The sequence below is a fragment of the Brevibacterium metallidurans genome (assembly GCF_037101285.1).
Lineage (GTDB): Bacteria > Actinomycetota > Actinomycetes > Actinomycetales > Brevibacteriaceae > Brevibacterium > Brevibacterium metallidurans.
Genome location: NZ_BAAAAF010000005.1, coordinates 134,523 through 157,178 on the forward strand (window position 1 = coordinate 134,523; position 22,656 = coordinate 157,178).

The 22,656-nt window shown below is 68.3% G+C and carries 21 protein-coding genes; 6 read left to right on the forward strand and 15 right to left on the reverse strand.

Annotated elements, in window-relative coordinates; translation table 11 throughout:
• Positions 1 to 157: 157 nt before the first annotated feature.
• The 3 genes from ilvC to AACX88_RS08580 form a co-directional block, all read right to left on the reverse strand.
• A complete protein-coding gene (ilvC, locus tag AACX88_RS08570) occupies positions 158 to 1,186 on the reverse strand; it encodes a ketol-acid reductoisomerase (protein WP_339392616.1) in 1,029 nt (342 codons plus the stop codon).
• Positions 1,187 to 1,320: 134 nt separating this feature from the next.
• A complete protein-coding gene (gene ilvN, locus AACX88_RS08575) occupies positions 1,321 to 1,833 on the reverse strand; it encodes an acetolactate synthase small subunit (RefSeq protein ID WP_339392617.1) in 513 nt (170 codons plus the stop codon).
• Positions 1,830 to 3,767, reverse strand: a complete 1,938-nt coding sequence (locus tag AACX88_RS08580; RefSeq protein ID WP_339392618.1) for an acetolactate synthase large subunit — start codon at positions 3,765 to 3,767, stop codon at positions 1,830 to 1,832. The genes ilvN and AACX88_RS08580 overlap by 4 nt, the downstream gene beginning before the upstream one ends.
• A 367-nt stretch (positions 3,768 to 4,134) precedes the next feature.
• Between AACX88_RS08580 and AACX88_RS08585 the strand changes: the two genes are divergently transcribed.
• Positions 4,135 to 6,009: an ABC transporter ATP-binding protein gene (locus tag AACX88_RS08585; protein WP_339392619.1), complete on the forward strand. Its 1,875-nt coding sequence runs from the start codon at positions 4,135 to 4,137 to the stop codon at positions 6,007 to 6,009.
• A complete protein-coding gene (locus AACX88_RS08590; RefSeq protein WP_339392620.1) occupies positions 6,006 to 7,901 on the forward strand; it encodes an ABC transporter ATP-binding protein in 1,896 nt (631 codons plus the stop codon). Before AACX88_RS08585 ends, AACX88_RS08590 begins: the two co-directional genes overlap by 4 nt.
• Before the next feature lie 45 nt (positions 7,902 to 7,946).
• Here the strand turns inward: AACX88_RS08590 and AACX88_RS08595 are convergent, their stop codons facing one another.
• The gene (locus AACX88_RS08595) at positions 7,947 to 8,537 is read right to left on the reverse strand and encodes a protein-L-isoaspartate O-methyltransferase family protein (RefSeq protein WP_339392621.1); all 591 of its coding nucleotides are present in this window, start codon (positions 8,535 to 8,537) and stop codon (positions 7,947 to 7,949) included.
• Between the two features lie 193 nt (positions 8,538 to 8,730).
• Between AACX88_RS08595 and AACX88_RS08600 the strand changes: the two genes are divergently transcribed.
• The 4 genes from AACX88_RS08600 (at position 8,731) to AACX88_RS08615 (ending at position 11,146) form a co-directional block, all read left to right on the forward strand.
• Positions 8,731 to 8,958 (forward strand): helix-turn-helix transcriptional regulator, encoded by a 228-nt coding sequence (locus AACX88_RS08600; RefSeq protein WP_339392622.1) that lies wholly within the window; start codon positions 8,731 to 8,733, stop codon positions 8,956 to 8,958.
• Entirely contained in the window at positions 8,955 to 9,515 is a 561-nt protein-coding gene (locus AACX88_RS08605; RefSeq protein ID WP_339392623.1) for a hypothetical protein, read from the forward strand. The genes AACX88_RS08600 and AACX88_RS08605 overlap by 4 nt, the downstream gene beginning before the upstream one ends.
• 56 nt (positions 9,516 to 9,571) lie before the next feature.
• Positions 9,572 to 10,090, forward strand: a complete 519-nt coding sequence (locus AACX88_RS08610; RefSeq protein WP_339392624.1) for an adenine phosphoribosyltransferase — start codon at positions 9,572 to 9,574, stop codon at positions 10,088 to 10,090.
• Between the two features lie 234 nt (positions 10,091 to 10,324).
• Entirely contained in the window at positions 10,325 to 11,146 is an 822-nt protein-coding gene (locus tag AACX88_RS08615; protein ID WP_339392625.1) for an aldo/keto reductase, read from the forward strand.
• Between the two features lie 152 nt (positions 11,147 to 11,298).
• On the opposite strand, the gene AACX88_RS08620 is transcribed toward AACX88_RS08615, so the two are convergent.
• The 11 genes from AACX88_RS08620 to cysK form a co-directional block, all read right to left on the reverse strand.
• Entirely contained in the window at positions 11,299 to 11,799 is a 501-nt protein-coding gene (locus AACX88_RS08620) for a MerR family transcriptional regulator (protein WP_339392626.1), read from the reverse strand.
• A gap of 2 nt (positions 11,800 to 11,801) precedes the next feature.
• Positions 11,802 to 12,839, reverse strand: a complete 1,038-nt coding sequence (locus AACX88_RS08625) for an SDR family NAD(P)-dependent oxidoreductase (protein WP_339392627.1) — start codon at positions 12,837 to 12,839, stop codon at positions 11,802 to 11,804.
• Positions 12,840 to 12,952: 113 nt separating this feature from the next.
• Entirely contained in the window at positions 12,953 to 13,894 is a 942-nt protein-coding gene (locus AACX88_RS08630; RefSeq protein WP_339392628.1) for a D-2-hydroxyacid dehydrogenase family protein, read from the reverse strand.
• A gap of 20 nt (positions 13,895 to 13,914) precedes the next feature.
• Positions 13,915 to 15,627: a dihydroxy-acid dehydratase gene (ilvD, locus tag AACX88_RS08635; protein ID WP_339392629.1), complete on the reverse strand. Its 1,713-nt coding sequence runs from the start codon at positions 15,625 to 15,627 to the stop codon at positions 13,915 to 13,917.
• A 208-nt stretch (positions 15,628 to 15,835) separates the two neighbouring features.
• Entirely contained in the window at positions 15,836 to 16,795 is a 960-nt protein-coding gene (locus AACX88_RS08640; protein ID WP_339392630.1) for a 2-hydroxyacid dehydrogenase, read from the reverse strand.
• Between the two features lie 29 nt (positions 16,796 to 16,824).
• A complete protein-coding gene (locus AACX88_RS08645) occupies positions 16,825 to 17,304 on the reverse strand; it encodes a MarR family winged helix-turn-helix transcriptional regulator (RefSeq protein WP_339392631.1) in 480 nt (159 codons plus the stop codon).
• A 2-nt stretch (positions 17,305 to 17,306) separates the two neighbouring features.
• The gene (locus AACX88_RS08650) at positions 17,307 to 18,014 is read right to left on the reverse strand and encodes a CE1759 family FMN reductase (RefSeq protein ID WP_339392632.1); all 708 of its coding nucleotides are present in this window, start codon (positions 18,012 to 18,014) and stop codon (positions 17,307 to 17,309) included.
• Positions 18,011 to 19,213 carry an LLM class flavin-dependent oxidoreductase gene (locus AACX88_RS08655; protein ID WP_339392633.1) on the reverse strand — a complete coding sequence of 401 codons (1,203 nt, stop codon included), beginning with the start codon at positions 19,211 to 19,213 and terminating at the stop codon, positions 18,011 to 18,013. Before AACX88_RS08655 ends, AACX88_RS08650 begins: the two co-directional genes overlap by 4 nt.
• 259 nt (positions 19,214 to 19,472) lie before the next feature.
• Positions 19,473 to 20,426, reverse strand: coding sequence for an endonuclease domain-containing protein (locus AACX88_RS08660; RefSeq protein ID WP_339392634.1), 954 nt, complete (start codon positions 20,424 to 20,426; stop codon positions 19,473 to 19,475).
• A 301-nt stretch (positions 20,427 to 20,727) separates the two neighbouring features.
• On the reverse strand, positions 20,728 to 21,441 hold the full coding sequence (gene epsC, locus AACX88_RS08665) for a serine O-acetyltransferase EpsC (RefSeq protein WP_339392635.1): 714 nt from the start codon (positions 21,439 to 21,441) through the stop codon (positions 20,728 to 20,730).
• Between the two features lie 220 nt (positions 21,442 to 21,661).
• Positions 21,662 to 22,591 carry a cysteine synthase A gene (gene cysK, locus AACX88_RS08670; protein WP_339392636.1) on the reverse strand — a complete coding sequence of 310 codons (930 nt, stop codon included), beginning with the start codon at positions 22,589 to 22,591 and terminating at the stop codon, positions 21,662 to 21,664.
• Positions 22,592 to 22,656 lie beyond the last annotated feature (65 nt).

Here is a 22,656-nt window from a genome sequence, read left to right on the forward strand (position 1 = left end):
TCGCCGGGGGTCGCCCCGCGGCGCGGTTTGCCGTCGGTAGCCGAACGATGCCAGGACATGCCGAAGGCGCCGATGGAAACCATCGGCGCCTTCGGCCTCGGTTCGGTCAGTGCCTTTCGGTCAGTGCCGTTCAGCAGCGCCGTTCAGCGGCGACTCATCAGCGAGCGGCGGTGCCCTCGGTGTAGTCGTCGTCGGTGTCCTTGAGCCACGCGAACATCTTCCGCAGCTCACGGCCCGTGGCCTCGATCGGGTGCTTCTCCTCCTTGGCGCGCAGCTCCTTGAACTCCGTGCCGCCGTTCTTCTGGTCGGTCATGAAGCGCTCGGCGAAGGTGCCGTTCTGGATGTCGACGAGCACGCTCTCCATGTTCTCCTTGACCTCGGGGGTGATGACCCGGGGACCGGAGACGTAGTCGCCGTACTCGGCGGTGTCGGAGATCGACCAGCGCTGCTTGGCGATGCCGCCCTCGACCATGAGGTCGACGATGAGCTTGAGCTCGTGGAGGACCTCGAAGTACGCGATCTCCGGCTGGTAGCCGGCCTCGGTGAGGACCTCGAAACCGTACTGGACGAGGTGCGAGACGCCGCCGCAGAGCACGGTCTGCTCGCCGAAGAGGTCCGTCTCGGTCTCCTCGGTGAAGGTCGTCTTGATGCCGCCGGCGCGCAGACCGCCGATGGCCTTCGCGTAAGAGAGCGCGAGCTGCCAGGCCTGACCGCTCGCGTCGACCTCGACGGCGACGAGCACGGGCACACCGCGGCCGTCGACGTACTCACGACGGACGACGTGGCCGGGTCCCTTCGGGGCGATCATGACGACGTCGACGCCCTCGGGGGCCTTGATGTAGCCGTAGCGGATGTTGAAGCCGTGGATGAACACGAGCGCCTTGCCCGGGGTGAGCTGGTCCTTGACCTCGTTCTCGAAGATCTCGGCCTGCACCTGGTCGGGGGCGGCGATGGTGATGACATCGGCCCAGGCGGCCACCTCGGCGGGGGTGCCGACCTCGAGCCCTTCGGCGGCGGCCTTGTCACGGCTCGACGACCCCTCCTTGAGTCCGATGCGGACCTCTGCGCCGGAGTCGCGCAGGCTCAGTGCGTGGGCGTGGCCCTGCGAGCCGTAGCCGATGACGGCGACCTTCTTGCCCTGGATCAGGGACAGGTCGGCATCGTCGTCGTAAAAGCGTTCTGCCATGGTTCGTGCTCCTTCGAGGTTTCGGGGTGATGACCCCATTGTTTCACAGTTCGGTACGGATGTTCATTTATTGAGACGCCTGTCGTTCCACGGAATGGAACGCGGACTCGGTGCCGCGGCCGCGCCGGCCGCGCTCAGCTGCGCAGGGCACGGTCGGTGATCGACTTCGGACCGCGGCCGATCGCCACGGTGCCCGACTGGACGATCTCCTTGATCCCGAAGGGCTCGAGCACCTCGCGCAGGGCCTCGACCTTGCCGAGTTCGCCGGTGGCCTCGACGCACACGGAGTCCGTCGAGACGTCGACGATCGAGCCCCGGAACATCTCCACGGCAGCCGCGACCTGCGGCCGGGTCGCGGCGTTGGCCTTGACCTTGTAGATGACGTGGGCCCGGCGCACCGAGGAGGCGGGTTCGAGTTCGACGATCTTGATGACGTTGACGAGCTTGTTCAGCTGCTTCGTCACCTGCTCGAGCGGGACGTCGCCGACGTCGACGACGACGGTGATCCGGGAGAGCTCGTCGTGCTCGGTCACGCCCACGGCGAGACTGTGGATGTTGAAGCCGCGGCGGGCGATGAGGCCGGTGAAGCGCGTGAGCACGCCCGGCTTGTTCTCGACGAGCACGGAGAGGGTGTGCCGGCTGTTCATTCCAGGCCTCCTTCGATCTGAGCCACGGAGCGCAGCGTGTCGTTGTCCTCGGGGTCGCCCTCTTCGATGACCGATTCCACGGGCTCGTCCCCGTCGCCATCGAACTCGGGGCGGATGCCGCGGGCGTATTCGATCTCGTCGTTCGAGACCCCGGCGGCGACCATCGGCCACACCATCGCATCGGGCGGGACCGTGAAGTCGAGGACGACAGGCCGGTCGTTGACCTCGAGGGCCTGCTGGATCGCGGCATCGACGTCGTCGTTGCTGTCCACGCGCAGCGCAAAGCAACCGTACGCCTCGGCGAGCTTGACGAAGTCCGGGATCCGGATCGTCTCATGTCCCGTGTTGAGGTCGGTGTTCGAGTAGCGGCCGTCGTAGAACAGGGTCTGCCACTGGCGCACCATGCCCAGGGAGGAGTTGTTGATGATCGCGACCTTGATGGGGATGCCGTCGAGGGCGCAGGTCGCGAGCTCCTGGTTGGTCATCTGGAAGCAGCCGTCGCCGTCGATCGCCCACACCACCCGGTCGGGTTCGGCGACCTTCGCGCCCATGGCAGCGGGCACCGAGTAGCCCATCGTGCCCAGTCCCCCGGAGTTCAGCCACGAGCGGGGACGTTCGAATTCGACGAACTGCGCAGCCCACATCTGATGCTGGCCGACGCCGGCGGCGTAGACCGCCTCGGGGCCGGTCAGAGCCGAGATGCGGGAGATGACGTACTGCGGATCGCAGAGTTCGCCGTGCTTCTCGTAGCCGAGCGGGTACGTGCGCTTGAGGCGGGAGAGGAAGCGCCACCACGGTTCGCGCTGGCGATCGAGGGCCTGCGGGTACTTGCCGCGCAGCTCGGTGAGGATCTCCGAGAGCACCTCACGGGCGTCGCCGACGATCGCGACCTCGGCGGCCCGGTTCTTCCCGATCTCCGCGGGGTCGATGTCGGCGTGGATGACCTGCGCGTGCGGGGCGAACGAGTCGAGGTTGCCGGTCACCCGGTCATCGAAGCGGGCGCCGATGGCGATGAGCAGGTCGGCCTTCTGGAACGCGGTCACCGCGGGCACGCTGCCGTGCATGCCCGGCATGCCCAGGTGGAGCGGATGGGAGTCGGGGAACGCGCCGCGGGCCATGAGCGTGGTGACCACGGGGATGTTCGTCGCCTCGGCCAGGCGCAGCAGCTCCTTCTCCGCCTCCGAGCGGATGACGCCGCCGCCGATGTAGAAGACGGGACGGTGGGCCTCGGAGATGAGGCGCGCGGCCTCGCGGATCTGCTTCGCGTGCGGCTTGAGGATCGGCCGGTAGCCCGGCAGCTGGGCCTCTTCGGGCCAGACGAACGGGGCCGTGCCGGTCTGGGCGTCCTTCGTGATGTCGACGAGCACGGGGCCGGGCCGGCCGGTCGTGGCGATGTGGGCGGCGTTGAGGATCGCCGCGGGAATGTCCTCAGGCTTGGTGATGAGGAAGCTGTGCTTGGTCACCGGCATCGTCATGCCGACGATGTCGGCCTCCTGGAAGGCGTCGGTGCCCAGCAGCTTCGACGACTGCTGACCGGTGATCGCAAGCACGGGCACAGAGTCCATGTGGGCGTCGGCGAGCGCCGTGATGAGGTTCGTCGCCCCGGGCCCGGAGGTCGCGATGCACACGCCGAGCTTGCCCGAGGCGGCCGCGTACCCTTCGGCGGCGTGGCCTGCGCCCTGTTCGTGGCGGACGAGGATGTGGCGGATCTTGTCGGTCTCGAACAGCGGATCGTAGGTCGGAAGGATGGTGCCGCCGGGCAGGCCGAAGACGGTGTCGACGCCGAGGCGCTCGAGGCTGCGGACGATCGCCTGCGCTCCGGTGAGGACCTCGGGGGCCGAGTTCCTTCGCACGCTGGACGGGGTCGGCTTCGCAGGCGCTGCGCTCTGCGCAGTTCCGGCGGCCGCCTTCTGGGCCGGGGGCGTGGCTGCCATCTCGTTTCCTTCCTGGTTTGACCCGCTCGCACCGTTCCCCGCATGAAAAAAGCCCCTCCGGTTTCGGTAGGGGCGCGCGGAACGTGTCGTGATGACAGGCTACGGTTGATCCGCGCGCTGGCTAATGACGACGACGAGAAGGTGAGTCATGCCTCAATGGTTCACCGCCCCTCTCAGTGAGTCAAACTGCAGAAACGAACGTCTCGCAATTTGGGACATCCTACGCCTGTCTGGTGAGATCGGGACCCGGCGACCACCTCGGCGAGGCCGTCCAGAGTCTCTCGCGGATAAATAAAACCCCACTTCAGACGACCCGAATTCCGCATCGCGAGACCATAGACGCAGGGGTTCCGCGGGACTAGGCTTGATGTCCGTGCGCCCCCTCCTCCGCTTCTGGCCCGATCTGCGATCGCGGATCGGCATCTACGCTGTCGTCCTCGTGCTCACCCTGCTCGCGAACGGCATCCAGCTCGTCGTCCCGGTCATCACCGGCTACATCATCGACGGTCCGATCACCGACGGCGACCTCTCGGGCCTGTGGCTGCCCGTGCTCGGGGTCCTGGCGATCGGCATCGCCGAGGCGGTGGCGATGTGGGCGCGGCGGATGATCGTCGCCCCGGTCGTCTCCGCCTGGGAGATCAGGTGGCGGGCCCGGCTCTTCGACCGCCTCCAGTACACTTCGGTGGCGATCCACGATTCGTGGGAGTCCGGTCAGCTGCTCTCGCGGGCGACGAACGACCTCTCACAGCTGCGGCGGTTCTTCGCCTTCGGCCTGCCGTTCCTGCTCGCCACCCCGGTCGTCCTCCTCGTCGGCACGATCATGCTCTTCGCCCTCCAGCCGGTCTTCGGCATCATCGTCATCGCCATGGCGGTGCCGACGATCGTCTCGGCGGCGATGTTCGAACGCCGGTACCGGGAGGCCTCGCGGCTCTCGCAGGACACGGTCGGGGAGATCACGACGGACGTCGAGGAGTCGATCCAGGGCATCAGGATCCTCAAATCCTTCGGCCGCTCGCCCTGGGCGGCTGAGCGCTTCGCCCTCCTCTCCCGGAGGTTCCAGGGCCTCGAGGTGCGCAAGGCGAAGCTGGACTCGTGGTTCTGGGCCGTGCTCATCCTCCTGCCCACGCTCGGGCAGGCCGGGATCGTCGGCGTCGGAACGTGGGGCGTGGTCCAGGGGTGGACGACGATCGGCACGGTCGTCGCGGGCGTGACGATCTCGATGGTCCTGCGGATGCCCATCGAGATGCTCGGCTTCCTCCTCGCCGATGCGCTCATGTCGATCACCGCCGCCGGCAGGTACTGGGAGGTCATCGACATCCGGCATGACATCACCGACTCCGGCGGCGGTATCGACGACGACCCGGACGTCGGCCGCTACCGCGGAGAGCTGACCTTCGACGACGTCTCCTTCCACTTCTCCGACACCGACCGGCTCACCCTCGAGCACCTCGATCTGCACGTCGCCCCCGGTCAGACCCTGGCGCTCGTCGGGTCCACGGGGTCGGGCAAGACGACGCTCGCCTCGCTCGTGCCGCGCCTCCAGGACGTCACGTCCGGGGCCGTGCGCATCGACGGCACCGACATCCGCGATCTGCCTGTCAACGAGCTGCGCCATCTCGTGTCCGTGTCCTTCGAGGATCCGATCCTCTTCTCCGCGAGCGTGCGCGACAACGTCGTCATGGGCTCCCCCGGTGCCGATGACGACGCGGTCCGACAGGCGCTCGAGATCACCGCGGCCGCCGACTTCGTCTCCCGCCTGCCCGAGGGGCTCGACACGCAGGTCGGCGAGCAGGGGCTCTCGCTCTCCGGCGGTCAGCGGCAGCGGCTCGCTCTCGCGAGGGCCGTGATCGGCAAGCCGCGCATCCTCGTCCTCGACGATCCGCTCTCGGCCGTCGACGTCGACACGGAGGACCGGGTGCAGCAGGCGCTGCGGGAGATCCTGCCGGATTCGACCACCCTCATCATCGCCCACCGCCCCTCGACGGCGGCACTTGCCGACGTCGTCGCCGTCCTCGACTCCGGGCGCATCGTCGCCCAGGGCACGCACGAGGAGCTGCTTGAGACCTCCGACCTCTACCGCGAACTCATGGGGGCGGGGATGCAGGCGACCGCCTCGGCGCGGGGCACCGGAGCGACCGCCTCGGCGGGACGCTGCCCGGCGGGTGCCGACCTGCCCGGGGACAGCCTTGACGGGGACAGCCTCGGCGGAGGCAGCGACAGCAGGGAAGGAGGCCGGGCATGAGCGCTCCGCGACTCGCCGCCGACGACGAGGTCGAAGCGCTGCCGCCGGACATCGCGGCGAAGGCCAGGGCGCTGCTGTTCTCGCTCGTGCGTCCGCACCTGCCGATGGCGATCTTCCTCCTCGTCATCGTCGTGCTCACTTCGGCCGCGCTCGTGGCCGGACCGATCTTCATCGCAGATGCCCTCGACACGGGCATCCCGGCCGCCGTCGACGGGGACACGGGACCGCTCGTGCGGGCGGTCGTGCTCTTCGTCGCCTCGGCGGTGGCTGCGGCCCTGTGCTCGTTCACGGCGACCCGGCTGGTCGGGATCACCGCGCAGAAGATCCTCTTCGCGCTGCGCTCGCGGGTCTTCACGCATGTCCAGCGGCTCGACCTGGGCTATCACGAGAAGTCGACCTCTGGCAGGCTCGTGTCCCGGCAGACCTCGGACATGGAGTCCGTGCAGCAGTTCCTCTCGTACTCGCTCTTCGAGACCGCGCTCGCGGTGCTGCAGATGCTCTTCATCGCCGTCACGCTCATCGTCCTCGATGTGCCCTTGGCGATCGTCGTCTTCGCCGGGTTCGTTCCGCTGTTCTTCATCACGAAGGCAGCGCATTCGACGCAGCGGGCCGCCTACCGGCGCACCCGCACGTCGATCGCGAAGGTCATCGTCCACTTCGTCGAGACGATGGGCGGTATCCGCGCCGTCCAGGCCTACCGGCGCCAGCCCGACCGGCGGGGCACGCTGCGGGAGCAGGATTCGGCGTACCGGGACGCGAACACCGACGCCCTGCGGGGAGTCGCGTGGTTCGCCGGGTGGACGCGTCTGGTCGGCAACCTCACGCAGACGGTCATCATCGTTCTCGGCGCGTGGCTCGTCATCGAGGGGTGGACGCAGGTCGGCGTGCTCGCGGCCTTCATCCTCTACCTGCGCCGCTTCTACGGTCCGCTCGACGAACTCGTCCAGTCCTTCAACCTCTACCAGTCGGCCTCGGCGGCGCTCGAGAAGATCGCCGCCGTCCTCGACACCGACCCGGGCGTGCCGCCCCCGACGTCGCCGAAGCACCTGCCCGCGCATGCGGTGGTCGAGAGCGCCGCGGGTATCGCCTCGGTGGGGGCGACGGACGGGGGTGCCGCCCCGGCGGGGGCGACGGATGGGGGCACCGCCTCGGCGACGGGACGGTCGATCACTCTCACCGACGTCCGCTTCGCGTACGCGGACGGACCCGATGTCCTCCCCCGGTTCGATCTCACGATCCCGGCCGGCCAGATCGTCGCGCTCGTCGGGGCGACCGGGGCGGGCAAGTCGACGCTGGTCAAGCTCGTCACCCGGTTCTACGATCCTTCCGAGGGCACAGTCAGCCTCGACGAGGTCGACCTGCGGGACCTCGACGATGCGGAACTGCGCTCGAGCGTCGTCATGGTCACGCAGGAGTCGTTCCTCTTCGCGGGAACGATCGCGGACAACATCCGCATCGGCAACCCCGAGGCCACCGATGAGGAGGTCGTCGCCGCGGCCACCGCCGTCGGCCTCGACGCTTACATCCGTCGCCTGCCGAACGGCTACGACACGGATGTGAAGAAGCGCGGCGGGCGGCTGAGCTCGGGGCAGCGGCAGCTGGTGTCCTTCGCCCGTGTCTTCCTCGCCGATCCTGACGTCGTCGTCCTCGACGAGGCGACCGCGCACCTCGACATCCCGTCCGAGCGGCTCGTGCAGAAGGCGCTGGCGACGGTGCTCGAGGGCAGGACGGCGATCATCATCGCCCACCGCCTCTCGACCGTCGAGATCGCCGACAGGGTGCTCGTCATGGATGCCGGGCGCATCGTCGAGGACGGCACGCCCGATGAGCTCATCTCCGGCACGGGCCGGTTCGCGCAGCTCCACCGCGCGTGGCGCGACTCGCTCGTCTAGCGCCGGGCCGGCGGGGCCACGAGTGGCCTGCCGCTCGAAGTGCGGTCACTCCACGATGAGGGGGACGAAGCGGTAGCGGCCATGTCGGGTGATCGACACGGCATCACCGGCCTCGCCGGCGCGTTCGACGCGCAGCATCTCACCTGCGACCGGGATGACCATCACTCCCCCGACACCCAGCTGGGCGACGAGGCTGTCAGGCAGGTTGGCGGCACCGGCGGAGACGAGGATCCGATCGAACGGGGCTCGCTCGGGCAGGCCGAGAGTCCCGGCGACCGCCTCGGCGAACTCGATCGACTCGATCCCGAGACCGTCACAGGCAGCGATCGCACCGTCGAGGAGTTCCCGGTGCCGTTCGACTCCGACGACGCTTCCCTTCTCACCGACGAGGACGCCGAGGAGCGCCGTCGTCCAGCCCGAGCCCGAGCCGAGGTCGAGGACCCGCTGCCCCGGAGAGACCTCGAGGAGCGTGAGCATGTCGGCGACGGTGCTCGGCTGCGAGTTCGTCTGATCGCATCCGATCTCGAGCGGGATGTTGCTCTCAGCCCACCCCTGCTGATCATCGGGAAGGAAGCGCCTCCGGGGCACACGCGCGAATGCCTGGGCGAGGGAGATCGGATCGTGCTCAGCATTCATACGACCTCCTCCGGACCCGGTGATGACGACGATACTCCTGCATGCCGCCCTGCGTAATGCCTCTGTTCGTGGACTCGGGACGGCCGCCTGTTTGTGGACGCGCAAGAACTGTGAAACGGTGACAATGTCAAAGATCTTTGACTTGTTCAACGCAACTGACGATCACGGCGATGCGGAAGGAAAGGTGTCGAAGATGCTCACTCGCCTGCGTGCGCGGCGCCGTGAGCTCGGCCTGACTCAGGCCCACCTCGCCGAGGCGGTCGGTGTCTCCCGACAGACGGTCATCGCGATCGAAGGCGGGGACTACTCACCGAGTGTCTACCTCGCACTGCGCATTGCCGCGACCCTGGAGTCGAGCGTCGAGGAGCTGTTCTCGACCCAGGACCCGCCGACTCCGACAAGGAAGGACCGATCCCCATGAGTTCGCATGATCGCAACCCAGACGAGACTGCCTCCGGCGGGCGTCGCTCATCGTGGTCGCGGATCGACGACACTCTCGAACGCAGCGCCGGCATCGATCACATGCCCTTGAGCGACGAACGCGAGCAGCAGGTCATCGTTCGAGCTCTGGCCGTCGGCTATTCGGCATTCCGTTGGATCGCCCTTGCAGTTGCGCTCGTCCTCCTCGCGTCCGGGCTTCTCTTCGCCGCCGTGCTCATCATGGTCACCGCCGATATTCCGCGCCTCATCGCGACCGGCTATGCGCGACGTCGAGGCGTCGAGCTCCAGTCGCAGTCAGGCCTCGCGCGCAACGCCGCCCGGCCGATCGAGCTCATCGCCACGCTTCTCTACATCGGTGTGGTCGCCGGTCTCATCGCCTTCAATGCCGCGTTCGGCCACCCCCTGATTCCGTGGTCGTGGCGATTCGAGTTCGAGTCGTTCGACGCCTTTCTCATCATCCCCTTCGTCGGTGCCGCGATCGGAGCATTCTTCGGCTGGCGGCTCCGGCGGAGACGTTACTTGGCTTCGCTCAAGTGATCAGTGCGACGGCCGCCCGCTCCATCGGGAAGAGTCCGCCCGAGTAGGGTTGACCCGTGACGAACGCACATCTCGACCGCGCGCAGGCCCTCATCACCTCGATCCCCGATTATCCGGAGCCGGGGGTGAACTTCCGCGACATCTCTCCGCTGCTCGCCGACGGTCCCGCCTTCACCGCCGTCACCGAGGCGCTCGTCGCCCCGTTCGTCGGGCGCTTCGACTTCGTCGGCGGACTCGAAGCGCGCGGCTTCCTCTTCGCCGGAGCGATCGCCGTGATGACCGGCGCCGGCATCCTCCCCATCCGCAAGGCCGGGAAGCTGCCGAAACCCGCGGCCGCCGTGTCCTACTCGCTCGAATACGGTACCGCGACGATCGAAGCCCCGGACGTGCTTCACCCCGGCGACCGCGTCCTCCTCGTCGACGACATCCTCGCCACCGGCGGCACGCTCACCGCCGCCCAGGCACTCGTCACGGAACTCGGCGCCGAGGTGGTCGGCTCCGCCGTCGTCCTCGAACTCACCGACTTGGTCGGCCGCGCCCACACCGGAGACGTCCACACGGTGTTCACCGCCTGACCAGGGCGACCGCCTGACCGGGCCATCGCCGACTGACCAGGGCGACCGCCTCGGCGAGGACAGGAGTCCCTCTCCCGTTGAACGGGAACCTCGGAGAAATCGGCCGGATCGGGGAATGCCCCAGGCGCCTTGTGTCGTTGTACGCTCGGACGGGTGCCGGAGAACGGCAGCCGTCCTGTCGAAGCGCCCCAGCGGGCGCCGACCAGACTCCCATCCGTGACGAAAGGCGACACCATGTCGGTACCCACTCTCACTCTCAACGACGGCAAGACCATCCCCCAGCTCGGCTTCGGCGTTTTCAAGGTCGACCCGAAGGAAACCGAGCGCATCGTCACCGACGCCCTCGAGGTCGGCTACCGTCACATCGACACCGCAGCGGTCTACGGCAACGAGGAGGGCGTGGGCCGAGCGCTGAAGAACTCGGGCATCGCCCGCGAGGACCTCTTCGTCACGACGAAGCTGTGGAACGACCGCCACGGTGCCGCCGAGTCGCGCCGCGCGCTTGAGGAGAGCCTGACCAAGCTCGGCCTCGACTACGTCGACCTCTACCTCATCCACTGGCCGACCCCGGCGCAGAACAACGCCGTCGAGACCTGGGAGGCCTTCCCCGGCTACCGCGATGCGGGCCTGACCCGGTCGATCGGCGTGTCGAACTTCGACTATCGCTACCTGCCGGAGATCCTCGAGACCGGCATCATCCCGGCCGTCGACCAGATCGAGCTGCACCCGCAGTTCCAGCAGATCGACACCCGCCCCCTGCTCGCCGAGAACGACATCAAGATCGAGGCCTGGGGGCCGCTGGGCCAGGGCAACGTCGACTACGCGTCGACCGTCATCGGTGAGATCGCGGCCGCACACGGCAAGTCGTGGGCCCAGGTCATCATCCGCTGGCACCTGCAGCGCGGCCACATCCTCTTCCCCAAGTCGAACAACCGCGAGCGCATGGCCCAGAACATCGACGTCTTCGACTTCGAACTCACTGACGCGGAGATGGCGTCGATCGATGCCCTCGAGAACGGCGGTCGCGTCTCCGCCGATCCCGCCGAGGTGAACTGACCGGTCCGTTTCGGGTCTGTCCTCGCCGAGGTGGAGGATCCTCGCCGAGATGGGCTGAGGTGACCGTCCTCGCCGAGGTGGACCGACCCGAGCCGCAGAACGCGGGCGATGCTGCGGCATCGTCCGCGTTCGGCGTTCTCGGGCGCAGAAGCTCAGGGGGTCTCGGTCGCCGGGGACTCGTCGCCCGTGCGACCGCCGTAGGTCGCGATCTTGTACTCCGTTGCCGCAAGCGAAAGCGTGAGTTCGCGGATCCGCCGCCGGACCGTGTCACGGTGCTCGAGCAGGAGGTCGAGTCTCTCCGGCACCGTCTCCTCCCCCTGCTCGACGAGCTCGACGTAGTGCGCGAGGTCGCGCATCGGCATCCCGGACAGCCGCATCCGGGTGAGGAAGACGAGACGCCGCTGCGCCGCGGTGTCATAGACCCGGTGCCCGGCCGAGTCACGGCCGACCGTGACGAGACCCTGGCTCTCGTAGTACCGCAGGGTGTGGGCGGAGAGGCCGAGCATCTGCGCCACCTCGGCGATCGACATGGGCGAACCGCTCTCCCCCGAATCGACGAGGCGGTGGATGACCTCGACCGGCAGCGTCCCGTCGACCTCGACGAAGTCGCCCAGATCGGCGAGGATCCGACTCATGAGATCGTCCGTCGCCATACTCACACCGCCCTTCTCGATGGCGGCATCCCCGGGAAGTCGGCGCTGGCGGCAAGCTCGGCCCACCGGTCGACTTCGGCCGCGTTCCCACTGTACGCCGCGCGCAGACGCCGCACCGCCTCGGCGCCGAGGGGAAGGCGCAGGGGCAGCTGACTGCGATTCGCGAGTTCCTCCTCGACGAGGTCGACGATGATCCGGGCGGCACGGACGGGATCGCCCTCCTGCTTGCCGTCGACCGCGGTGAGGTCCGCGCGCGCAGGTCCGACCGTGTCGGCATAGGCGCCTGACTCGGCCACCGTGCGAAGCGAATGCGCCGTGTTGAACCCGGTCCGGAACCGGGAGGGCTCGACGAGCATCACGCCGACGCCCAGCGGCCGGACTTCGGCTGCAAGCGCCTCCGACCAGCCCTCGAGCGCGAACTTGCTCGCCGAGTACGCTCCGGCCGCGGGAAACGAGACCCTGCCGCCTTGACTGCTCATCTGCACGATCGCTCCGCGGGACCGCGACCGCATCGACGGAAGGACCGCGCGTGTGAGTGCGGCCGCCGCGAAGAAGTTCAGCTCAAGCTGCTCTCGCAGTTCGCCGAGGCTGATCTCCTCGACCGCCCCGACGATCGCCCGCCCGGCGTTGTTGACGAGCACATCGACGTCGCGGGCCGCGATCGCCTCACCCAGCTCAATGACGGAGTCGGGGTCGCGCAGATCCGCGGTGAGGACCGTCAGCCGGTCACCGACCTCTGCGACGGCACCGTCAAGGGACTCGCGGGAGCGGACCACCGCGATGACGTCGTGACCTCGGCGCAGGACCTCGTCGGTCAGCGCCCGGCCGAAGCCCTGGGAGGCCCCGGTGATGGCCCAGCGCGCGGGGCGGCTGGATGCGGGGTCAGGGGTCGCGGTCGCCGAGGTGGCGCCCGGGGCCGCGGTCGCCGAGGTGGCGGTGTCCTTGGCGGCGGGCGCCGAGGTGGCGATCGTTGGGGTCGGGATGGTGGTCGTTGGAGTCGGGGTACGGGTGGGTTCTGGGGTCGTGTCATTCGTGGTCATGACGATGACGCTACGAGTTCGAGCGCGCTCGAACGCAAGCCCCGGACGCAGGATTCTCAGCCAGGTCGACCCCGGATAGGCGCAGCTCGACCCCAGGTGGGCACAGCTCGGCCCTATGTGAGCACCCGGATCGGCTCCCCCGCCATCCACGCGGCGATGTCCTCGAGCGCCTGCGGGTAGAAGATCCGATAGGTTCCCTCGGTGACGTAGCCGAGGTGCGGGGTGAGCACGGTGCGCGGCAAGCTCCGCAGCGGATGGTCCACCGGCAGAGGCTCCGAGTCGAAGACGTCGATGCCGGCCCCGCGGATGCGGCCAGCCTCGAGCGCGCTGACCAGCGCATCCGTGTCCACGAGGCCCGCACGCGAAGTGTTGATGAGGATCGCGTTCGGCTTCATCAGCGCCAGCTCCGGCGCCCCGATAAGACCCCGGCTCCGTTCGCCCAGCTTGTAGTGGATCGTCACGACATCGGAGGTGGCCAGCAGCTCGGCCTTCGACACCGCCTGCACACCGACCTCGGCGGCGCGCTCCGGGGTGAGGTTCTCACTCCACGCGACGACGTCCATCCCGAAGGCCTGCCCGATCCGGGCGACCTGCGACCCCAGCCGACCGAGACCGATGACGCCGAGGCGGGACCCGGCGAGGTCTCCCCCGACCGTCTCCTGCCAGCCGCCGGCCCGCAGCCTGGCATCCTCCGCGGGAATGTGGCGGAGCACGGCGAGGATGAGCCCCCAGGTCAGCTCCGGTGTGGCGGTGCGCGGGGCCTCGGTGCCGCACACCGTGACGCCGTGCTGCCGGGCAGCCTCGAGGTCGATCGACGCGTTCGCCGCCCCTGTGGTCACGAGCAGCCGGAGGTCGGGCAGCCGACCGAGACGGTCCGCGTCGAAGACGGTGCGTTCGCGCATCGCGACGACCGCCTCGGCGCCGGTGAGCACGGACACCAGGTCAGCGGTGTCGACGATGGGACGGGTGACGACCTCGACCTCGGCGCCGAGGGTCGACCAGTCCGCGAACGTGCGGGACACGTTCTGGTAGTCGTCGAGGACAACGACGCGCATCGAGTGAGACCGACCGACGGTCAGCGGCACACGGCGCCGGTCGAGGCCGACTGGACGAGCTTCGCGTACTTGCCGAGGACGCCGGTGAGGCGGTGGTTCTCCGGGATCGTCCACGACTTGCGGCGTTCGGCCAGGACCTCCTCGTCGACGTGGAGGTCGATCGAGCGGGCGGCGATGTCGACGGTGATCCTGTCCCCGTCCTCGACGAGGGCGATCGGGCCGCCGTCGACGGCCTCAGGCGCGACGTGGCCGATGCACAGGCCCGTCGAGCCTCCGGAGAAGCGACCGTCGGTGATGAGGAGGACGTCCTTGCCGATGCCTGCGCCCTTGATCGCTCCCGTGATCGCGAGCATCTCGCGCATACCGGGACCGCCCTTGGGGCCCTCGTAGCGGATGACGACGACGTCGCCCTTCTTCAGCTCGCCGTTCAGCACGGCGTCCATCGCCGGTTGCTCCTGGTCGAAGACACGGGCGGTGCCCTCGAAGACGTCGGCGTCGAAGCCCGCAGACTTGACGACGGCACCCTCGGGGGCGAGCGATCCCCGCAGGACGGTGAGGCCGCCGGTCGCGTGGATCGGGTCGTTCAGCGCCCGGAGGATCTTGCCGTCGGGGTCGGGCGGGTTGATCGCGGCGAGGTTCTCGGCCACGGTCTTGCCCGTCACCGTCATGCAGTCGCCGTTGAGCAGACCCGCGTCGAGGAGGGCCTTCATGACGACGGGGACGCCGCCGATCTTGAACACGTCGTTCATGACGTACTCGCCGAAGGGCTTGACGTTGCCGAGGTGCGGGACCTTGTCGCCGATCCGGTTGAAGTCGTCGAGTTCGAGGTCGACCCCGGCCTCCGCGGCGATCGCGAGGAGGTGGAGGACGGCGTTGGTCGATCCGCCGAAGGCCATGACCACGGCGATCGCATTGTGCAGCGACTCCTTCGTGATGATGTCCTTCGTCGTGATCCCCTTGCGCAGGAGGTTGACGACGGCCTCACCGGACTGGCGGGCGTAGATCGTGCGGTTGCGGTGGATGGCCGGCGGGGCCGCGGAACCGGGTAGGGACATGCCCATCGCCTCGGCGGCCGAGGCCATCGTGTTCGCCGTGTACATCCCACCGCAGGCACCCTCACCAGGACAGACGGCGCGTTCGATGGCGTCGACGTCCTCCCTGGTCATCGTGCCCGCGCGGCACGCGCCGACGGCTTCGAAGGCGTCGATGAGGGTGACTTCCTTCTCCGTGCCGTCGGAGAGCTTCGCGGTGCCGGGCATGATCGAGCCGTTGTAGAGGAAGACGCTCGAGAGTCCGAGGCGGGCGGCGGCCATGAGCATGCCGGGGATCGACTTGTCGCAGCCGGCCATGAGCACGGAGCCGTCGAGGCGTTCGGCGCTCATCACGGTCTCGACCGAGTCGGTGATGACCTCACGGGAGACGAGCGAGTAGTGCATGCCCTCGTGTCCCATGGAGATGCCGTCGGAGACGGAGATCGTGCCGAACTCGAGCGGGTAGCCGCCCGCGGCGTGCACGCCCTCCTTCGCGGCTCCGGCGAGACGCTGGAGCGAGAGGTTGCACGGCGTGATCTCGTTCCACGAGGAGGCCACGGCGATCTGCGGCTTCGCCCAGTCGTCGTCGCCCATGCCGACGGCCCGGAGCATGCCGCGCGAGGCGGTGCTCTCGAGTCCGTCGGTGACATCGCGGGAACGGGGTTTGATGTCGGGTCGGGAAGTGTCGGTATCGATGCTCATGGGGGCACTCTACGCCCCTGTCCGCGATACGTCGGCGTCATTCTCGCATCGTGGAACCAGGGTTTCGGAGCACCTGCAACGCAGTCTCCTCCACGTCGGACAGTGCCCGAAATGCACCCGCTCCGATGTCTCGGCGACGGCCCGGCACCGGCCCTGACGTGGGGGTTCAGCGCTCGACGCTCAGCCCTCGAAGCTCAGTCCTCGACGCTCAGTCCTCGACGACGACGTTGAGCAGGCGTTCGCCGTCGTTGATCCGCCGCACCTGCTCGGCGAGGATCTTGACGACCCGGGGCTCGAACGCCGAGGTGTCACCGCCGACGTGCGGGGTGATGAGCGTGTTCGGGGTCCCCCACAGCGGGTGGTTCTCCGGCAGCGGCTCCGGATCCATGACGTCGAGGGCGGCATGGAGTCGGCCGGTCGAGAGTTCGGCGACGAGGGCGTCGGTGTCGACGACCTTGCCGCGGGCGACGTTGACGATGAGCGCATTGTCGGGCAGCTGCCGGAGGAACTCCGCGTCGACGAGGTGCTGCGTCGACTCGGTGAGCGGGGTGATGAGGACGACGACGTCGGTGTGGGGCAGGAGGTCGGGGAGTTCGTCGACGCCGTGGACGACGCCGCGCTCGTCCTCCCTGGCCGTCGTGCCCACCCGGGTGAGTTCGACCTCGAAGGGCGCGAACCGATCGGCGATCGCCCGCCCGATCTCCCCGACCCCGATGATCATGACCCGCCGGTCCTGCAGCGACCGGTGACGCCGGTGGTCCCAGGTCCGGGAGACCTGGCTGCGCACCGCGTCGTCGATTCCACGCAGGCTCGCCAGGGTGAGCGCGAGCGCGAGCTCCGCCGTCCCGCCCGTGTGGACACCGGAGGCCGTGGCGACCTGGATGCCCTGTTCGGGCAGGTGCGCGACCGGGTCGTAGCCCGTCGTCTGGGTGATGACGAGCCGGAGGTTCGGCAGCTGCGGCAGCAGTTCGATCGTCCCCGCCGAATCCATGTACGGCAGGACCACGACATCGACGTCATCACGGCTGAGCTTCGCCGACTTCTCCTTGTCGGAGTAGACGACCAGGTCGACGTTGGCCCGCTGGTGCGCGGGGATCCTGGCGATGACGCGATTGCGCAGCTCGGAGTCGGGGAAGGCGATGGTCGTGATCGTCGAGGTGTCCGTCATAGGGCCATTGTGACACGAGTCTCAGAGGCTCACGGAAGGGCTTTCGCGATCCGGGAGAACACCGTCTCGATGACCTCGAGCTCCGCGTCGTCGACGTGGGAGAGGAACACCTCGTCGACGGCCCTGCTGTGGAGTCGGGCGGCGTCGAGGAACCGACGTCCCCCCGCCTCGGTGAGGCGGATGTTGTGGGACCGTCGATCCTCGGCGCACGCGAGCTTCTCGACGAGACCGGCGTCCTCGAGCACCTTGATGCGGTAGTTCAGCCGCGAGGGCGAGAACACGAGCCGTTTGGCCAGTGCCCCCATGGTCAGCGTCCTCTCGGGCGCCTCCCACAAGAGCAGGAGGGCGTTGTAGTCGCTCACGCTCAGCCCTGCCTGCTCCTTGAGCCGGTCGTCGAGCACCTGCCGCAGGCGCTGCGAGGTCTCGAAGTAGGTCCGCCACGCCTGCTGGGCACGTTCTTCACGGCCGCGCCCGAACCGGATGATCGGGGCGGCCGTCGTCTCGGACACGCTCAGCCCTCGAGCAGCTGTGCGAACGGGGTGATCCGGTCGGGATCGAACTCGTCGCTGCCGCCGCGCTTCCCACCGCGGCCGATCGTGATCCGGTGCGGGGCCAGGCTGTCGGGTCCCTCATTGCCCTCGGAGGTGTCCGTGGAAGCCGCCTCGGTGCCGGTGTAGCCGCGGACGGCCGCCGTGAGGTCGATGAGCTCCTCGGCGGACTGCCGCACCCGGGAGGTGAGTGCGCGCGCCCCTTCGGCACTGCCCCAGTCGTCGGTCGCGGCGAACACCGTGGTCGGCACGACGATGCCCTTGAGGTAGGTGAGCATCGGGCGCATCCCGGTGTCACCGGCCAGCGAATGGCGGGCGGTGCCGCCGGTCGAGGCGATGAGCACGGGGGTCCCGGCGAGCACCTGTTCGTCGATGAGCTGCCAGAACAAGGTGTGCAGTCCCACCGGGGCGACCTTGTAGACCGGGGTGACGGTGATGATCGCGTCCGCCTCGGCGACCTTCCGGTACGCGGCCTCGAGCTCCTCGGACCGGAACCCGGTCAGGGCCATGTCGGTCAGTGCCGTGCTCAGGGCGCGGACGTTGATGCTGTCCGTGGTCGTCTCGATGCCTGCGGCCTCCCCCGCCGAGGCGGCCGCCTCGATGATCCTGTCCGCGAGCTTCTGCGTCGTCGAGTCCTCGCTCAGCGAGGTCGTGACTGCGAGGATCTTCATTCGCTCTGCGCTCCTGTCTCGGCTGCTTGGGCCTCTTCGGCCTTCATCGCCTCGGCGGCACGGGCCTCGCGGTCCTCGTAGGCACGCGAACCGGGGCCGCCTCCGGGGATGGGGTCCTTGCCCTCACGGTGCCGGATGACCAGCGACTCGTGGGTCGGGGCGTCGGGGACGTCGGCCGGACGGTTCTTCGCGAACTCCTTGCGCAGGACCGGCACGACCTCCTCGCCGAGGATGTCGAGCTGTTCGAGCACCGTCTTCTGCGGCAGGCCGGCATGGTCGATGAGGAACATCTGACGCTGGTAGTCACCGGCCCAGTCGCGGAAGCTCAGGGTGCGTTCGATGACCTCCTGCGGCGAGCCCACGGTCAGCGGGGTCTGGGACGCGAAGTCCTCGAGGCTGGGGCCGTGGCCGTAGACGGGGGCGTTGTCGAAGTAGGGTCGGAACTCCTTGATCGCGTCCTGCGAGTTCTTGCGCATGAACACCTGACCGCCGAGTCCGACGATCGCCTGCTCCGCGGTGCCGTGGCCGTAGTACTCGTACCGCTGGCGGTAGAGCTGGACCATGCGCGCGGTGTGCGAGGTCGGCCAGAAGATGTTGTTGTGGAAGAAGCCGTCACCGTAATAGGCGGCCTGCTCCGCGATCTCCGGGCTGCGGATCGACCCATGCCACACGAACGGCGGGACGTCGTCGAGCGGCCACGGGGTGACCGTGAAGCCGTTGAGCGGGGTGCGGAACTTGCCCTCCCAGTCGAGGTTCTTCTCCCGCCACAGGCGGTAGAGGAGGTTGTAGTTCTCCACTGCCAGCGGGATGCCGGCGCGGATGTCCTTGCCGAACCACGGGTAGACGGGCCCGGTGTTGCCGCGGCCCATGATGAGGTCGAGGCGGCCGTCGGCGAGGTGCTGAGCATACGAGTAGTCCTCGGCGATGCGCACGGGGTCGGTCGTGGTGATGAGCGTGGTCGCCGTCGAGAGGTTGATCTTCTCGGTCTGGGCGGCGATGTTGGCCAGCAGCACGGGCGGGTTGGCCGGTGCCGCGAAGGGCGGGTTGTGGTGCTGACCCGTGGCGAAGACGTCGAGTCCGACCTCTTCGGCCTTCTTCGCGAGCTCGACGGTGTTCTTGATGCGCTGGTGCTCCGAGACGGTCTCGCCGTTCGTCGGGTCGGTGGTGACATCCCCGATGGTGAAGATTCCGAATTCCATGACTGCTCCTCGTCTCTGTGGTCAGCCTCGTGTGGGGCCAGCCTACAGTGGTTAAAACTTCAGTTTTGAAGTAACTTGTTGAAATCTTAACAGTCAAGGTTCCGGATGTATTCCCGTGGTCAGCGAGCGCAGTCCGGGAGGCGTTCCCAGCCCGCGCTTTCAGATGCTTAAGTGGAGGATCCACGTCGATCCACGGCCGGATCTCGCGGTGGATCCTCCACTCAACTCGGGCACCCCGACCGAACGAGTCGGGACGCGGTCACTGCAGGCCTCCTCGGCGAGCCATATGGGTGGACAGCGACCGTGAGAACGCCCCCATGTCGGTGCGCTTGGCCACCCGCAGAACGACCCACCCTTCGGCTTCGAGGAGTTCGCGGCGGCGGATGTCGGCGGCGAAGGCATCGGGAGAGGTGCGGTGGTGGTCGCCCTCGTACTCGATGGCGATCCGCAGTTCCGGGTAGCCCAGGTCAGGGTGGAGGATGCACCTCCCGACCTCACTCGGCACGGCCGGGTGCACGGCGGGTTCGGGGAAGCCGTTGGCGATCAGCCAGAGGCGCAGCCACGTCTCCCGCGGTGAGTCGACGGTCGGACGCATGAGCGAGAGCGCTTCCTCGAGCTTGTCACGCGATCGGAGTCTCGGATGGTCGAGGACACTGCGCTTCAGCTCGTCGAGCGAGATGTAGGGCGCACCTGCCTGCCGCCCGATCGCCGCGTCGCCGAGCTGGACGAGTTCGTCACGCGTGAGATCCGGCGCCAGCTCGACAAGCAGCAGCGGAACGGTCACCAGCGAGACGTCGAGGAGTGCGATGTGTTCGGATGCGAAGCGACGTCGCCGATGGAGGCGAACACCGGGGCGCTCGATACGCATCGCCATATCGCCGGTGCTCACGTGCAGGTCCTCTGAGTTCATCCGATTCGGCAGCGGCAGCCCGTAGAGCCGCGCCGCGGTCGCGTGGCCCCCAGCGAGCCCGGGATGCAGCAGGCGGATGCTGCGGAGCTCGATCCATGCGCGGTTCCATCGGCTGTCCGCCCACGCCGGCACTGGAACTGCGTCGGCATCCGAGGTGTCGATCCATACGCCCCGGAAGACCTGCTCGTACCGGGGCTCGAATGACAGGGCGTAATGCGTGACGCCCCTGCGAGGGAGATCCTTCGCGGTGAACGGGGTCGGCACGGGGCGCAAGGCCACCGGTCCGTTGCGTGAGTTCCACATGAGCGAAGCGTCCACCGGATCGCCGCCGGTGACCACCGCCGATCAGGGGCCTGTGGACAGCCTCGGCCGATCCACAGCACGGAGAGCACGAGTGGGTGCGGTGCCTTCTCAGTCCGCTCACCGGAGCCTGGTTCGGTGTGAACTCGTATCGACTCGCCCCGGCGCCCTCCTTCGTCCACAGGCTCTCAGCACATGAGTCGGCGCAGGCACAGGCGTTGAGTGGAGGATCCGAGTTGAAATCGGCCCGTTCAGCGAGACGGATCCTCCACTGAGCGACATGCGGGCACGAGGACGCGCCCTTTCAGATCCAGATGGCGGGGTCGAAGAGCTCGAAGTCCGCCTCGTCGGAGGCGCGCTCCGGCGTGCGCTTCGCGTCCGGAGCTGCGCTGGCAGTCTTGGGCGTCGGCACCGATTCCGGCGCGGCACCGGTGCGCTTGGGACGGACCGTAGCGGGGATGCCGACCGCGCTCGAATCCGGCGCGACATCCTTGACGACGACGGCGTTGGCTCCCACCGACGAGTTGTCGCCGACGACGACGGGACCGAGGATCTTCGCCCCCGAACCGACGAGGACGTGGTTGCCGAGCGTGGGGTGCCGCTTCGTCTTCTCCATCGACGTCCCGCCGAGGGTGACCTGGTGGTAGAGCATGACGTCGTCGCCGATCTCCGAGGTCTCCCCGATGACGACGCCGTTCGCGTGATCGATGAAGAACCGTCTGCCGATCGTCGCCCCCGGATGGATCTCGACACCCGTGAGCGTGCGTACGACTTGGGAGAGGAGGCGAGCGGGGATCTTGAGCTCATCGTGCTGCCACATCCGGTGGAGCCCCCGATGCGCCCAGATCGCATGGAGTCCGGGATAGGAGAGGATCGAGACGAAGTCGTTCGACGCCGCCGGGTCACGGCGCTGCACCGTATCGAGATCCTCGCGCAGAGCCTCCCGGACGCCCTTCCGACTCAACCCGTAGGCCGCCGCTCCTGCCGCTGCCGCCGCCAACGTCCACAGTGCCTTCATCTCAGCTCTCTCCTTCGCCTCTCTTCTCCGACCCTACCCAGCCACCGCCTCGGCGAGTGATCCCGTCCGCCCGACGATCGAGCCCCACTTCCGAGGTTGAGCAGCGGTCCGAACGACCGAGGGGGCGTCGAAGTCCGACGCCCCCTCGGTGCGGTCCCCGCGTTCACGCACCCGGTACGCCCGAGCACTCGGTCACGCGAGCACCCGGGCCCTCGTTCACTCAGTCGTCGAGGTACTCGGAGAACAGCGGGGTCGAGAGATAGCGCTCGCCGAAGTCCGGGAGGATGACGACGACGCGCTTGCCGGCGTTCTCCGGGCGCGAGGCGACCTCCTCGGCGGCGACGAGTGCGGCACCCGAGGAGATGCCGACGAGCAGCCCTTCCTCGAGGGCGAGATTGCGGGCACGATCGAAGGCGGCGTCGTTGTCGACGTCGACGACCTCGTCGTAGATCTTCGTGTCGAGGATCGCGGGCACGAAGTTCGCGCCGATGCCCTGGATCGTGTGCGGTCCGGCCTTGCCTTCGGTCAGCAGCGGCGAGGCCGAGGGCTCGACGGCGACGATCGTGACGTCGGGCTTCGCCTCGCGCAGAGCCGCGCCGGCACCGGAGATCGTACCGCCGGTGCCGATGCCGGCGACGAAGATGTCAATGTCACCGTCTGTGTCGGCGAGGATCTCAGGTCCGGTCGTCGCCTTGTGGATCGCGACGTTGGCCTCGTTCTCGAACTGGCGGACGAGGACGGCGCCGTCGGCGGCGATCTCCTCGGCCTTCTCGACAGCGCCCTTCATACCCAGGGCCTTGTCGGTGAGGACGAGTTCGGCGCCGAAGGCGCGCAGCAGCGCCCGGCGCTCCTTCGACATCGATTCGGGCATCGTGAGCACGACCTTGTAGCCGCGCGAGGCTCCGACCATGGCCAGGGCGATGCCGGTGTTGCCGGAGGTCGCCTCGACGATCGTGCCGCCGGGCTGGAGCTGACCGGACGCCTCGGCGGCGTCGATCATGGCCACACCGATGCGGTCCTTGACGGAGTTCGCGGGGTTGTACGACTCGAGCTTCGCGATGATCTCGGCGCCCGTGCGCTCGCTCGCCTTGTTGAGGCGGATCAGCGGCGTGCGGCCGACCAGTTCGGAGACGTTGCTGTAGATGGTCAAGTCAAGTCCTTCCAGGTGTGCTTGCCTGCGGTGCTGTGCACCAGCGCGCCGGTCCGCGGCACGTG